The sequence below is a fragment of the Carnobacterium sp. FSL W8-0810 genome, assembly GCF_038007125.1.
In the GTDB taxonomy this organism is placed as follows: domain Bacteria; phylum Bacillota; class Bacilli; order Lactobacillales; family Carnobacteriaceae; genus Carnobacterium_B; species Carnobacterium_B inhibens.
On sequence record NZ_JBBOWO010000001.1, the window covers coordinates 2303933 to 2319390 of the forward strand.

At 31.7% G+C, this 15458-nt stretch carries 14 protein-coding genes; 3 read left to right on the forward strand and 11 right to left on the reverse strand.

Annotated features, from left to right (window positions below; translation table 11 throughout):
* The first annotated feature begins 213 nt into the window (after positions 1-213).
* The gene (locus NST49_RS11145) at positions 214-900 is read left to right on the forward strand and encodes a DsbA family protein (RefSeq protein ID WP_301425812.1); all 687 of its coding nucleotides are present in this window, start codon (positions 214-216) and stop codon (positions 898-900) included.
* 339 nt (positions 901-1239) lie between these two features.
* On the opposite strand, the gene pepF is transcribed toward NST49_RS11145, so the two are convergent.
* From pepF to opp3b, 8 genes are all read right to left on the reverse strand, one after another.
* Positions 1240-3057 (reverse strand): oligoendopeptidase F, encoded by a 1818-nt coding sequence (gene pepF / locus NST49_RS11150; RefSeq protein ID WP_341048618.1) that lies wholly within the window; start codon positions 3055-3057, stop codon positions 1240-1242.
* A gap of 91 nt (positions 3058-3148) precedes the next feature.
* Positions 3149-4315 carry a competence protein CoiA gene (locus NST49_RS11155; protein WP_341048620.1) on the reverse strand — a complete coding sequence of 389 codons (1167 nt, stop codon included), beginning with the start codon at positions 4313-4315 and terminating at the stop codon, positions 3149-3151.
* A gap of 118 nt (positions 4316-4433) precedes the next feature.
* A complete protein-coding gene (locus NST49_RS11160; RefSeq protein ID WP_034538506.1) occupies positions 4434-5105 on the reverse strand; it encodes an adaptor protein MecA in 672 nt (223 codons plus the stop codon).
* Positions 5106-5259: 154 nt separating this feature from the next.
* Positions 5260-5658, reverse strand: coding sequence for a transcriptional regulator SpxA (spxA, locus tag NST49_RS11165; protein WP_023177319.1), 399 nt, complete (start codon positions 5656-5658; stop codon positions 5260-5262).
* 436 nt (positions 5659-6094) lie between these two features.
* Positions 6095-7036, reverse strand: coding sequence for an ABC transporter ATP-binding protein (locus tag NST49_RS11170; protein ID WP_034538504.1), 942 nt, complete (start codon positions 7034-7036; stop codon positions 6095-6097).
* 1 nt (position 7037) lies between these two features.
* Positions 7038-8123 carry an ABC transporter ATP-binding protein gene (locus tag NST49_RS11175; RefSeq protein ID WP_341048623.1) on the reverse strand — a complete coding sequence of 362 codons (1086 nt, stop codon included), beginning with the start codon at positions 8121-8123 and terminating at the stop codon, positions 7038-7040.
* A gap of 15 nt (positions 8124-8138) precedes the next feature.
* Positions 8139-9188, reverse strand: a complete 1050-nt coding sequence (opp3C, locus tag NST49_RS11180; RefSeq protein ID WP_034538502.1) for an oligopeptide ABC transporter permease — start codon at positions 9186-9188, stop codon at positions 8139-8141.
* Positions 9188-10135: an oligopeptide ABC transporter permease gene (gene opp3b / locus NST49_RS11185; protein ID WP_023177312.1), complete on the reverse strand. Its 948-nt coding sequence runs from the start codon at positions 10133-10135 to the stop codon at positions 9188-9190. The genes opp3C and opp3b overlap by 1 nt, the downstream gene beginning before the upstream one ends.
* Before the next feature lie 280 nt (positions 10136-10415).
* Here opp3b and NST49_RS11190 point away from each other — a divergent pair, with 280 nt between their 5' ends.
* On the forward strand, positions 10416-10787 hold the full coding sequence (locus NST49_RS11190) for a DUF3899 domain-containing protein (RefSeq protein WP_301425810.1): 372 nt from the start codon (positions 10416-10418) through the stop codon (positions 10785-10787).
* Between the two features lie 93 nt (positions 10788-10880).
* Positions 10881-11888 carry a tryptophan--tRNA ligase gene (gene trpS / locus NST49_RS11195; RefSeq protein ID WP_341048625.1) on the forward strand — a complete coding sequence of 336 codons (1008 nt, stop codon included), beginning with the start codon at positions 10881-10883 and terminating at the stop codon, positions 11886-11888.
* A gap of 46 nt (positions 11889-11934) precedes the next feature.
* Here the strand turns inward: trpS and NST49_RS11200 are convergent, their stop codons facing one another.
* The 3 genes from NST49_RS11200 to hemG form a co-directional block, all read right to left on the reverse strand.
* The gene (locus NST49_RS11200; protein ID WP_023177307.1) at positions 11935-12954 is read right to left on the reverse strand and encodes a lipoate--protein ligase; all 1020 of its coding nucleotides are present in this window, start codon (positions 12952-12954) and stop codon (positions 11935-11937) included.
* 47 nt (positions 12955-13001) lie between these two features.
* Complete coding sequence (locus NST49_RS11205) at positions 13002-13748, reverse strand: MBL fold metallo-hydrolase (RefSeq protein ID WP_023177305.1); 747 nt, start codon at positions 13746-13748, stop codon at positions 13002-13004.
* Between the two features lie 133 nt (positions 13749-13881).
* A complete protein-coding gene (gene hemG / locus NST49_RS11210; RefSeq protein ID WP_034538499.1) occupies positions 13882-15285 on the reverse strand; it encodes a protoporphyrinogen oxidase in 1404 nt (467 codons plus the stop codon).
* Positions 15286-15458: the final 173 nt, after the last annotated feature.

Here is a 15458-nt window from a genome sequence, read left to right on the forward strand (position 1 = left end):
AATTAAAGATTAGAACACTCAATAAATATTGGTATTAAAGGGTTTCAAATGAAATGTGGCGACTTTGTTACAAATCGTACTAATTTTTATTCAAAAGCAAGATCCTTTATTATATTTTTTTAGTCATTTTTGATAAAGTATATTTGTTAGCAAAACAGATTGCTTATGCACTATATATTGAATAAAAAAATACTAAGACTAAGGTGAAGATAAATGTTCTCAACTATGCATACTAAAAATGAATCTACTTATAATGAAATGCTTGAAATTTATTTGTTTATTAACCCAATTGACACTAACTGTTTGAACGCTGAAAAAGAAGTTTTACAATTCATTGAAAAATCTACTAGTAAAATTCGTGTTAACTTTATTCCTGTTCATAATTTAAGTACGATTAATAACTATCTTTCTACCAATAACTTGCCAAAAAATGATTTAGCTTTTCGTAATGATGTTTGCTCAATGACTTATGATATTTGTCTTTATTATTCAGCTGCAACTATGCAAGGAAAGAAAAAAGGTCGCAACTTTCTATTAGAATTGCAACATGCACTTATTGAAGAAAAACAGTTTTTCTCAGAAAAACTTGTTTTAGAAGCAGCTAAAAAAGCTAAATTAGATATTCCTATGTTCCTTGAAGATAAAGACTTAGAATTCACAAAAAGTTCTTTTGAAGCAGATCAAAAAGTTGCCCGTGAAATGAATGCTTTTAATACTCCTTCTTGTGTACTATTCAGTGATCAACACAAAGAACATGGTTTATTAATTGATGAAGGAATTACAGTTGAATTACTTCAAGCTCTACACAACCCAAATCCAATGATTGTTGAAGCTAGAAACCAAATGATTGCCAAAGAAGGTATTCGTGCCATTAATAAAGCTTCTTTCCAAGTCCTTTAGAATAGGTATATGTTATTTCATTCAATCAAACAAAAGAGTGTGAGACGAAAAAATGTCTCACACTCTTTTGTTTGATCTATTTTAATATACATAGTTGAATAAAGGAAAAAGGTTATCCTCAACTTTATTTTCTTATGTTCCTGGAAGACTGATTTCATTTTTGATGTGGTCCCTCTAAGTTGGGCAAAAGGTAAACAGATAAATTGAAATAAAGGTATTGAGCCAAAAAGCTTCTTGATAACTTCTATAAAGTCAAAAAAACATTCATTGCAATTTTCGCAAATGAACGTTTTTTTGTTGCAGAAATTTCTAACCAATCTCATTTTTAGTTCGTTGAGTTTAATCTTTTAATGTTTCAATCAATTCTTCTAACTCGTTTAACCTTGTTTCAAATACTTTCATAGCATCTTCTATATATGTTTTCTCTGTCATATCTACTCCAGCTTTTTTCATTACTTCGATAGGATAATCACTATTTCCAGATTTTAAATAGGTTAAATAGTTATCTAAAGCTCTATCTTCACCTTTAACAATTTTATCTGCTAGAGCTGTAGCAGCTGAAAAGCCTGTTGAATATTGGTAAACATAATAATTATAGTAAAAATGTGGTATTCTGGTCCATTCTAAAGCTATTTCAGGATCTTTTTCAACATCCGGACCATAGTAACGCGCATTAAGTTCACCATAGTAGTTGTTTAAAAATTCGCTAGTTAAAGGTGTACCCTTTGCTGCCTCTTCATGAATAAAATGTTCAAATTCAGCAAACTGCGTTTGTCTGAAGATCGTACCTTTGAATCCATCTAAATAATGATTTAGTACATAAGCTCTAACTTTTGGATCTTTTTGAGTTTCCAATAAATAATCTGTTAAAATATTTTCATTTGTAGTAGAAGCTATCTCTGCTAAGAAAATGGAATAATCTCCATATACATAAGGCTGATTTGTCCGAGTGTAGTAACTGTGAACGCTGTGACCTAATTCATGAACGAGAGTATATAAATGATTAAGAGAGTCATGCCAATTTAAAAGAATATAAGGATTTGTTTCGTAAGCACCTGAAGAGTATGCTCCACTTCTTTTCCCTTCATTTTCCATAACATCAATCCATTGATTGTTGAAAGCTTTCTTCAACACAGATAAATACTCTTCTCCAAGCGGTTTTAAGGCTTTCATTGTTTCTGCTTCAGCTTCTTCATAAGTATATTTAATCCCAGCCTCACCACTAATAGGTGTGTACATATCATACATATGAAGCTCTTCTACATTTAAAAGTTCTTTTCTTAAAGCAACATAGCGATGCAGCAAAGGCAAATGCTCATGTACGACATCAAGCAATGTATCATAAACAGATTCCGGAATATGGTTACTGCTTAATGCTTTCTCTCGTGCAGAGTCATAATGATGTACTTTTGCATTGTAATTGTGGTATTTAACATGAGAAGAAAGGGTACTTGAAAAAGTATTTTGCAATCCATCATATACTTTATAAAGATTTTTAAAAGCAGCTTCACGAACAGAGCGGTCAGTACTTTCCATTAACTGTCCATAAACTCCATGTGACAATTGGATATCATTTCCATTTTCATCTTTAATAGTTGGAAAAGTAATATCTGCATTATTCAATATGTTAAAAGTTCGGCTTGAAGCATTAAAGATTTCTCCAGCACCTGCTAATAAAGCTTCTTCATTAGCGCTAAGTACATGCTTTCTAGCAGCTGTTAATTGATCAATAAAATGTTTGTAGATAGCTAAGTCATCGTTTTCATTAAAATAGCGCGCCAAAGTTTCTTCAGATAATTCTAATACTTCCGGTTCAAACCACGAAATAGCTTCACTTGCTTGTGTTGCTAATTTAGTAGCTTGTTCATACATGCCTTGATACGTTGAATTAGTTGTATCTTGATCGTTCTTTAATTGAGCATACACGTATATTGTTTCTAATTGATTCGATAAGTCCAAAATAGCTTGAATAGCTTTTAAGAAACTTTTTGATCCTTCATTTAGTGTACCTTTGTAAGACACAACAGTCTTAACTTTTGTTTCTAATTCTTTATAAGAAAGAGTAAAATTGTCATCTGACTTAAAAACAACTTCTAAATCCCATGTCCATTCACTCGGTACTTCGTTTCTTTTTGGTAATTTTTTTGACTCGCTCATTAAAAAACCCCCTTGAAATTTACTTATCTTTAATCTTACCATAAACTATTTTAAAATAAAGACAATTTCATTCACTTATTTTCCTTACGAGTCACCTTTCAAATAGTTGATCAAAAATAGAAAGTTGGTCTATTTTTTCCTTTTCATTTTTAAACCGTGTAGGCTTTCTTTGCACGATCCATTCAGAGTTCGATACCATTACTAGTATGCCTCTTTCATTTAGGAGGGCCATATAGTTTTCGAGACACTTTATTTTATATTTATTTGAAATAAGAGGCATTACATGAAAAACAATCTCCTCATTTTTTATCATATATTTTACTTTATTCATAAAATCTTTTTTAGTGATAACATCTCCAATACTTTTATTCATAATCCATTCCAAAAAGATATATTTCCAAAAATAAGGAAGTGATTTAATAACTAATTGGCCTCTTACAGGTAAGTAGACTTCTAATGGCAGTGAAATCAAAGAATCTCCACATTTATATATATGCTTCTGAAAAGAAACTATCTCTGGCACTTGATAATTTCTCCCTTTATTTAAAAAATAATGTTCCTGAACGAGCCTTTTTTTTGGTTCCACTATATAATTTAGTGAGGGAAAATCTAATTGTTGGATTATCTTTTTCATGTTAGTTTCTTTTTTAGTTAACTTAAATTGATAGTAATGACAAGCAATACGAGATGAATGTCCATCTTCGCAAATTTGATAATGAATGGTTAATTTTTTTAGATTTACATGTAATTCTAAAAAATAACACCCTAATGCTTTATGTTCGTTAACAAATAATCTTTGAAATTTGGTTATCTTATCTTTCAAATGATAATTATGGCCTAAAATCCAATAAACTTTGTACCCGTTTTCATTATATCCTGATGTTCTTTCTATCATTCTCTGAGCAGAAAGCGCACTACATTGAAATTCTATCGCTATAGGTGTTTGTTCATCTAACCAAATTAATAAATCTGGTCGCTGTTTTAAATTTGGTAGGTAAGCTTCGAGTTGGCAAGGAATATCTTGCTGTGTGAACCATTGGTAAAGGAGACTCTTACCAAGAACATGTTCCTCTGTCTCGCCTTCTGAAAAAATTGCACAGTTACTATTTTTAAAATGTGTAAAATGAGCTTGTTTAATCAAGCCTTTTTTCAGAAAAACTGGTTCATTACATTGAGGACAATAGAATTTTTGATGAGTATTCTTTTGTTCATCTAAAGCGTATACATGTTGGTTATGCGCATTCACTGCTACTAGCATTATTTAAGCTCCTTTCTTCTAACATCTTAACTATCCGCAAAGAAAAAAAGAAAAGCCTATTTTTGCCAAAAAAAAAAGAGGCTTGGATTTTTATCCCAGCCTCTTACATATTAAACTTTTATTTAAAGTAATGACGTGTTAATTCGAGTGCATTTTTTTCCATAATCAATTTACCATGTTCTTCTAAAATCCCTTGAGTAACAGGCGTTTTATCAGCAAACTCTAACGCAAGTGCTATTTCTTCATCAGCACTTCTTTCAGTCAATTCATCAATGAAAAATATTAAATTCAAATAGTAAATGTCTTTGTAAAGAAACAAATTAGTTACAGCATTATCTAAATGCATCATTTTTGATAATTCAATCATATCTTCAAATTCATTAAATTTCAAAACGATTTCTTTCGTTTCATCTTCAGTGTGGCTTGCATACTCATCAGTTTTATTATCAGATTTTTCTGCGTTTTGTATCATTTGTTTTTTAATATACTGAGAGAATTCATCTGAATTAAGATCTTCAGAAGCTGAGGAAAAGTCTAATTGGTCATTTAAGGGACCACCTTTACTAATAAACAATTCTAATCCATTTCCATTTGGTAATACTTGGAATGTAATGGCATCTGATTCATGGAACTGTTCGTCTACATCCACTTCTTCTAGAATACTATAAAAGAAATTTTCAATTTGTTTATGGTTTCCTAAAAGGTCTAAAAATGTTACGCCTCTTTCTTCCAAATCAGCACTTTCGATTAAAACTCGGATGGTGTTTTCATTGATATGTTCCATTTCCATAATCCTACACCCCATTTCTCTTCTTCATAATTAACACAATGTTAATGTATGAATAATCTATATAACCATTCTAAAGGAAATAAATAAAATGTAAAGTTAAATGTGTCAAAAAAAAACTACAACACCATTATGATGAGTAGTTTTAACATTATTCTTAATATCCAACTATTAGTTGAGCTTGTTTTAATTCAAGCGCTCTTACTTCACGAGGTAAGAAGCGGCGAATCTCATCTTCGTTATATCCAACTTGCAATCTTTTTTCGTCTACCATAATTGGTCGACGTAAAAGTCCAGGATTGTCTTGAATTAAATCAAATAATTCATTTAAGGGTAAATCATCTAAATCAACATTCAATTCTTGAAATACTTTAGAACGAGTTGAGATAATTTCTTCTGTACCGTCTTCTGTCATTCTTAAAATCGATTTGATTTCACCAATTGTTAATGGCTCTGAAAATATATTTCTTTCAGTATAAGTAATATTGTTTTCTTCTAACCATGCTCTGGCTTTACGACATGACGTACAACTAGGCGAAGTATATAAAGTTACCATAGGTTATTCTCTCCTTTTTTAATCATAATAGATCGTTCAAAAAAATTGAGGATTTTTAATGAAACTATGAAATGCCTTACAAGAACATTATAAAACATTCATTTTAAAATTACTACCCCTTTTTGTCATTTTTTTGTCACTTTTAAAAAAATTACGTTGTTTTTACAATGTAATTTTTTTGTTAATTATTTTATAAGAGTTGAAAACCTTTATATATAGGCATTTAAAACTAGTTAGGCATAATGATAATTAATGTAAATAAGAATTTATTACAAATAATATTTTGTTTAAAAACAAACATTATTTTATTAAATGATCACTTATTTTTTTCTCATTGCCTTGACAGATTTTATCCCATTTTATTTATATCGATTGAAGATAAGCAAAAAAAGCTTTAGATTAGAGTTTTTCTCTAATCTAAAGCTTTTTAACTGGTTTATTTTTTATAACTTGCTTTCTTTTCTTTTAAAGCAGCTATATCTGATTCTCTACAGTAAACGTAGTGGCCAGGAGTAATTTCACGCAATTCTTCAGGTTCTCCATTTGATTCACGAGGAATATACGGAGTACGTACACGATTACGTTCATATTCAGGGTCAGGTAAAGGTACAGCAGATAATAAACTTTCAGTATAAGGATGCAACGGTGTATTGTACACTTCATCAGCAGGAGCTAATTCAAGTAACTTACCTGTATTCATTACTCCAATACGATCACTAATATATTTAACCATTGATAAATCGTGGGCAATAAACAAGAACGTTAAGTTTTGTGTTTTTTGCAATTCCATCAATAAGTTAACAACTTGAGCTTGGATAGATACATCCAATGCAGAAATTGGTTCATCAGCAATAATAAATTTAGGTTTAACAGCAAGAGCTCTAGCAATCCCAATACGTTGACGTTGTCCACCTGAAAATTCATGCGGATAACGTGATGCATGGTCTGGATTTAGCCCAACTGTTTTCAATAACGCGTCTACTTGGTTGTTTCTATCTTCAGTAGAACTAGCTAGTCCATGGATATCAATACCTTCTGCAATGATATCACGAACTTTCATTTTTGGATTTAAAGACGCATAAGGATCTTGGAAGATCATTTGCATTTCTCTTCTAAATTTCAACATATCTTTTTTACCAGATATATCATGAACTTTAGTACCTTCAAAGTCAATTTCTCCGTCTGTTGGATCATATAAACGAATGATTGAACGTCCAGTTGTTGATTTACCTGAACCAGATTCACCAACTAAACCAAAAGTTTCACCTTTATAGATATCAAAAGTAACGTCATCTACCGCACGAACTTCATTCTTTGTTCCTTTATTAAAGTATTGTTTCAATCCTTTAACTTCTAAAATCTTTTCTCTATTTTCCATGTTAGTTTACTCCTCCTTTGACTTCAGTCTTAGCAGCCTTTTTAGGCGCATGAAGTGGAGCAAATTTTTCTTCATAGATTTTATGACGTGCTTTAATTTCTAACGGTGGCTCTACTGCTGGAGCATCAGGATGCAACAACCATGTTGCCGCTGAATGCGTCTCAGAAATTTTAAAATGTGGTGGTTCTAATTCAGTATCAATTTTCATCGCAAATTCATTACGAGGAGCAAATGCATCTCCCTTAGGAGGATCCAATAAATCTGGAGGAGTTCCAGGAATTGCATATAACGTTTCAGTAATTTCTAATGTAGGCATAGAACTGATCAAGCCCCATGTATAAGGGTGTCGTGGGTTATAAAAAATTTCATCCACAGTACCAATCTCTACAATTTTACCAGCATACATTACTGCAACACGATCAGCTACGTTAGCTACTACGCCTAAGTCATGTGTAATAAAAATAATAGATGTAGCAATTTTCTTTTGTAATTCTTTCATCAAATCTAGAATTTGAGCTTGAATCGTTACATCTAAAGCTGTTGTTGGTTCATCAGCAATTAATACTTCAGGGTTACAAGCAAGTGCAATAGCAATAACGATACGTTGACGTTGTCCACCAGAGAATTGATGCGGGTATTGTTTCATACGTCTTTCAGCATCAGGCAATCCTACTAGATTCAATAATTCTAAAGCACGTTTATTCGCATCCTCTTTATTCAATTTTTGATGTAAGCGAATAGGTTCAGCAATTTGCTTACCAATCGTCATTGTTGGATTAAGGGATGTCATAGGATCTTGAAAAATCATAGCAATTTCTTTACCACGGATCCCTTGCATTTCTTTTTCAGTCTTTTTAATGAGATCATTCCCATTAAATAGGATTTCACCTTTTTCAACATTAGCATTTTGCGATAACAGACGCATAATACTACGGGTTGTAACAGATTTTCCAGAACCAGATTCTCCTACGATTGCTAATGTTTCACCTTTTTTTAAATCAAAACTGACACCGCGGATAGCTTTTACTTTACCAGCATAGGTGTCGAATGTGATTTCTAAATCTTTAACTTCTAATACATTGCTCATTCGTTTTTCACCTCACTAATCTTTCATTTTTGGATCAAATGCATCACGCAAACCATCAGCTAACAAGTTAAATGAAATCATCAATACACAGATAACAGCTGCTGGATACCACATCAAGTGAGGTAAGAAGCGGAATGTTTTATATCCATCGTTGATTAATGTTCCTAAAGATGCTGTTGGTGCTGGAATACCAATACCAATGAAACTCAAGAATGCTTCGAAGAAAATAGCAGACGGAATTGAGAACATTGTTTGAATAATGATAACACCAGATAAGTTTGGAATTAAATGTTTAAATGCAATTTTAATTGGTGATTCACCCAGTGTACGGGCAGCTAAAATATATTCTTGATTTTTTAATTTTAATGTTTGTGCTCTGACTACCCTGGCCATCGAAATCCATCCAGTAATTGCTAAAGCAATAATAATAGACGTAATACCTGGATCTAAAACCAATAACATTAAAATAACTACAACTAAGTTAGGAACCCCAGATAAAATTTCTAACAAACGTTGCATAAAGTTATCAATTCTTCCGCCACACCATCCTGAAACTAAACCATACGTTACACCTATAGTTAAGTCAAAAAGTGCTGCAACAAAAGCAATAAGTAAAGATACACGTGTACCATAAAGAATACGTGAAAGTAAATCACGTCCTAAACTATCCGTACCTAAAATATAATATTGATCTTCAGGAACACCCTTTTCAGCATATTTATCTACGCGTGTTTCTCCAACTTTTTGAGTACCATTTAATCCATCAATATCGATACCTTTGATTTTAGGTGGTAAACTTGCATATTCAACTGTTTGAACATTTGGATCATATGGTGCAATAATAGGTGCTGCAATTGTAAGAATAATCATAATTATCAGAACAATCAGACTAACAACGGCTGCCTTATTTTTTTTCAATCTTCTCCATGAATCTTGGATAAAGCTTAATGAAGGTGCTGCAATTTTTTCGTTGTCTTCAACACTTGACTCACCAGCTGGAGCAAACATATCAGGAGACAGATTCTTTAATTCATCTGCAATAGGAGTATTTTCTTGATTATGCATTATTTGTCCCCTCCTTCATTAGAAACACGAATACGCGGATCAATTACTCCGTATAAAATATCTACAACTAAAATAATAAATACAAGCATAGCAGAATAAAGAATGGTTACACCCATGATAGTTGGGTAATCATTCGTCATGATCGACTTAACAAATTGTTCACCAATACCAGGTATAGCATAGATATTTTCTACAACCATTGAACCGGTCATTAAACCAACAGCCATTGGTCCTAAGATTGTCACTAACGGAATTAAAGCATTACGGACACCATGTTTAAAGGCAACTGTCCATCTGCTTAAACCTTTAGCTCTTGCCAATTCAACGTAATCACTACTTAATACATCTACCATTTCTGTTCTAATAAAACGAGCTGAATCTGCTAATGGTGATATGGCTAACGCTAACGTAGGAAGAACAGATGAACTGAATCCTCCATCCCATAAAGCGATTGGGAACCATTGTAGATATACACCAAAAATTAGCTGCAACAGAACAGCAATTACAAAGTTAGGAATAGATCTACCTAAAATTGCCGAAAAAGTCGCAAGTGTATCAATCCAAGTGTTTTGATACATCGCCGCTATTACACCTAAGACAATACCTAATATTGTCCCTAATGCAACGGCTTGAATACCTAGCTGTAAGGACGGCCCTACACGCGTAGATAACAGTTTTGTTACTGGAGTATTGCTAAATTGGAATGAAACTCCTAAATCTCCTTGAAGTAATCCTCCGATATATACTAAATACTGAACCGGCACCGGTTCGTTCAATCCATATTGTTCATTCATAATATAGATTTGTTCTTCTGAAAGTTTATCCTGGTTACTATATGGAGTACCTGGTAAAAGCTTCATTAAGAAGAAAGTAATCGATGCAATTAAAAATAATGTCAATAACATGTATAATACACGTTTTCCTAAAAATTTCGCATAACTTTTCATCGATTATAGCACCTCCAACAATTTAATTTTTAATTCTCCTACAAAAAAGAATATACTATATAGAATAGCTTGTCAAAAGCAATATTGCAAAACTTTTTTGAAGTTAGCTATAATAATAAGAGTTAAAATTAGAATAAGATTAGAAAATAGATAGAAAACGAGTTACTTTTATACCGGTTTCACATATAAGCATTTCTAATTTAGTCATACATTTTTCATAGTATTCCTATATAATAGATATAGAACTACTTTATTTTTATACTTCCTAGGAGGAACTTAAGTGAAACAAAAATTTACACCTATACGTGTCTTTATGATAGTCATTGTATTATGCGTACTTTTAGAATTAATTATGTATAAAGAAATTTCATTTTATCATACTACGAATATTACCTTTTATGGAGCATCCTTTTTTCTCATTATTGGCTTGTTCGGTGCTTCTATATCCTCCGGTTTTTTCGATTTTTTTCATTTTAGTATGAGAAAGGCTGCTTTTAACATTCGTAAAGGCCGTCATTCTGATGATGAATTTCATGTAAAACCTCTTTCAAAAGTAGTTGGTAATGGTTTTTCTTTCTACTTAAAAGTAGGTTTAGGTTTATTACTCGTCTGTATCCTTACTTTAATTGCATTTTATCTCATTGAGAGATAACTATTTAGTACTTTCGTTTAACTAATTCTTTCATCTCTCAAAAAATAACGTATAATAATACTAATATACTTAGTGTTAAGGAGTGTTTTAATTATGGAAACAATTTTTTCAGGTATTCAGCCTAGTGGAACACCAACTATAGGGAATTACATTGGTGCAATGAAACAATTTATAGACCTACAAGAAAGTTATACAAGTTACTTTTGTATCGTGGATGAACATGCCATTACTGTACAACAAGAACCACTAAAACTTAGACAGCAAATTAAAAGTCTTGCTGCTTTATACTTAGCAATAGGATTAGATCCTTCTAAAGCTATTATTTTTATTCAATCAGAAGTTTCTGCCCATGCTGAAGCTGGCTGGATCGTACAATGCAACACAAATTTAGGTGAATTGGAACGGATGACTCAATTTAAAGATAAATCTGCAAAAAATAATCGTGCAGGTGTATCGGCTGGGTTGTTAACTTATCCTCCATTAATGGTTGCAGATATCATTCTTTACCAATCAAACTTAGTACCCGTTGGCGCAGATCAAAAACAACATTTAGAATTGACAAGAGACTTTGTTACACGTTTTAATTCTAAATATGGCAATGGAAATCAGTTACTTACTATGCCTGAAGTGAAAATTCCAGAATCTGGCGGCCGTATCATGAGCCTACAAGACCCTTTGAAAAAAATGAGTAAATCTGATACAAATAAAAAAGGTTTTATCTCAATGTTAGATGAGCCTTCTGTTATTCGTAAAAAGATCAAAAGTGCGGTTACTGATTCAAGCGGAATCATTGAATATGATCCCGAAAATAAACCTGGTATTTCAAATTTATTAGCGATTTATGCTTCATTCACAAACTTCAGCATTCCAGAGCTAGTGGATCGTTATAAAGATAGTGGTTATGGTCAATTCAAAGAAGAACTTGGTGAAGCTATCGTTTCTGTATTAGAACCGATTCAGCTGAAACACGATGAATTAATCAACTCGAATGAATTAGATTTAATCTTAGATGAGGGTGCCATTAAAGCACGTAATGTGGCTGATAAAACACTTATTAAAATGCGAAACGCTATTGGATTAGGAAGAAAAAGAAGATACTAAAAAAAGCCGAAACGATTAAAAATTAATTTAATCGTTTCAGCTTTTTTTAGTAGATCAAATGTACTAGCTCATCTTTTGTAATATTCCCAAAATATTTTTTTATATCTATGTCGTCTAGCACTTCGCTTATAGCATACGCATCATATTTAACACCGTTTAATTTTTCTTCAACATCTGAAATATCTCCTAATCCAAAGAAATCACCAAAAATACGAATATCTTGAATATACCCTTTGTCTACGTTCATTTTAAATTCTACAGAACCAATAGAGAAACGATGACGACGAACTAACTCAAATTTAGGAGATTTCCCATAATTCCACTCCCAATTATTAAAATACATTTCAGAAAGTTCTTCAATCTTTTTCCAATCATCATCTGATAATTTATATTCTTTAATGTCTTCAGCATTGTCTACATCAAAAATATTTAATAATAAACGATCACGGAATTCCTTTGTACTTAAAAATTGATAATCATCAGATAAATATGGCTTAATATTTGTTACTCGGCTTCTGATTGATTTAATACCTTTGGATTCAATTTTATCTTTTCTAACTTTTAGAGCACTCACTACTTCTTCAATATCACTATCAAACATGATTGTTCCATGGGCAGTCATACGGCCATTTTTAGAATACATTGCATTTCCAGAAAATTTTTGTCCATTAATCAATAAATCATTTCTGCCTTCCAGTTTAGCTCCTTCAACACCCATTTTGTGTAAAGAATCAATAATAGGTTCTGTAAATTTACCAAAGTCACGAAATGAATTTCCATCGTCTTGGGTAATAAAACAGAAACAGAATACGCCAAAATCATGATAGACAGCTCCGCCTCCTGAAAAGCGGCGAACAATATGAATATTATTTTTTTCTACATATTCTGTGTTGATTTCTTCGATTGTATTTTGATTTCTTCCAATTATAATAGAAGGTTCATTAATATAAAAAAGCAATATTGGTTCATCTAACATTACATTATTTAACAAGTGGTACTCAATTGCTAGATTAAGTGCTGGATCTGTTATTTCTTTTCCGTTACGAACATTTTTAACATAATACATTTGGCTTTCCTCATTTCACTTTTTTAGCAGTATTCTAGCACAGAAATTTAAATTTCTATTATCAAATCTTTTTCAGCAAGTATAACTTCCGTTTCTGGAGTTTCATTAATTGCTTGAGCTTTTAATAGTTCTAAATCCCCTTCTTGAGGCAAGTGAGTTAAAATAAGTTTTTTTATACCTGCTTCTTTTGCAATTTTGCCTACTTCAGATGCTGTCATATGCACGCGATGATTTTCCATGCCGTTGAAAAAATTTGTATCGGCCAGTAATACATCTGCATCTTTACTAAAGGGAATAAATCCAGGTAAATAACCGGAATCAGCTGTATAAATAAGTGTTTTACCAGTTTTTGTTTCAACAATTCTCATTGCATAACATTCTACAGGATGTAAAGTTTTCATAAATTGTATTTCAAATGGGCCAATATATAATGTCTCAGCTTCTTGATAGGCAATTCCTTCACTCACGAGATCCATAGTTAATCGATTAAAATTCTCACTGTCTCCTTGGTGTCCATATATTGGAAGTAAAGGAGCTCTTTCTAAATCATTTTTTGTACGTTTTAACTGCCGTGTAAATTGTAAAACTCCTAAATCAGCTATATGGTCATAATGATAATGAGACAAAAGAACTGCATCTAACTTTAATAAATCTGCATGGTTTTCTAGAGCAATTAACGAAGCACTTCCTACATCAATCAATAATTGAAAATTGTCAGCTTCTAACAAATAAGAACTTGTACCGGAGTTTTTGGTAGGGTATCCACCCCAAAAGCCCAATATTGTCAATTTCATTTTTTTACTCCCCTCTCTTTTCAATCTATTCTCTATCATACCTTACACCAAGATTAGGAAGTTTAAAATAAAAAAGACCTTTTTACTTCTAAAAAGAGTCTTTTTATTTTGTTGTAAACTATCTTGCTTTACATTAAATACAATTCTGTTTTTTAATGTGTGCAACTATTTTCTTACTTGTTTTATTTGCTTGACCAATACATTGGTTGATACCAAAACCTTCTAATCCTATTCCAGAAATATAAATTCCAGGATAATTAAGAGATAATAATTCAATAATTTCTTTGATTTTTCCTTCTTGAGACACAGTGTATTGAGGTATAGCATCAGGCCATCGTTTTACTATTTGATCTATTGGTTTTTCAGTAATTCCAAGTATCATTTCTAAATCTTTTAATATAGAGTCTTCTATTTCGTTGTTACTTAAAGAGACGAGTAGATCCTCTCCTTTTCGACCAAAACTTACACCAACAAAAACAGATTCTTCATCTTTAAGAAAATCCCACTTTTTATTTAAAATAACAATGGAAGTTACAAAAGAATCACTTCTTCTAGGAGTGACTACGCCAAAACCTTCAGGCTCATTTTTTATAGCATCTTTTTTAAATTTAAATAAGATATACCCAATTGATGCTGTTTCAACTTGATCAAAAACTTGTCCGAAGGTCTCGTTATTTAGTAATTTGGAATACTCGGTTACTGGAGTGGCAATACACACAGCACCAACACGCATTTGTTCTTTTCGATTAATATCTATAATGTAGGTTCCTTCGAGATTTTCTTTAATTTCAAAAACTTTCTTGCTTGTCTGAATATGTGGTTCCAAAATTTCAATTAGTTTATCTGTTAAAACAGATAATCCTTTTTTAAAGGTAACATAATTACCAGATCCATCTAGTAATTCTGGATGATGTTTAATCCCTTTTGAAAGACTTCCATATTTTTGTTCTAGTGAATAAATAACTTCTTTGGAAGATTTGATGCCCATTTCATCTAAATCGCTAGCATAGATTTTTGAGAAAAAAGGTTCTACAATGTGTTCCGTTAATTCTTCTCCAAACCTATTTTTCAAGTACGTACTCATTTCAATATCTTTATCTAAGGGTTTTAAGGGAAATATATTATCTTTGAAACTAGCCATTTTCCCATGGAAAGTTAGCAAATCATTTTTCCAAATATCCATTTTCCTTACTGGAATACCTTTATAAGTTGGATAGTTAAGACTATGTAACTTATTATAAAAAAAGATATCCGGTTTATTTCCTTTGCTGTAAACTAACTGATCACTTAGACCTAATTCATTGATTAGTTCCATTGCTTCGGGATATCGAATATCAATTGATTCAGCTCCTAAATCAAAATAATTTTCGCCTACTTTTATGGTTTGTATTTTACCTCCTACTTTTAAAGAAGACTCTAATACAATAAGTTCAAAAGGTAGGTTTTCTTTTATGATTTGCTGTTTGATTCGATATGCAGTAACTAATCCAGTTATACCTCCACCAATTACTGCAATTCTTTTTTTGGCTCTTTTCATCTATTTCCCCCCTTTCATATCGACTCAATTACTTTCATTTTACTTGTTATTTTACTAAAAGGGAATGATATTCTAGCTTATCTATAAAAGATTAGTCAAAAATTCATTATTTTTTCATAAATGAGCTAACTAAAAAGCCATATTGTATAAAAAATTTTCTTTACACAATATAG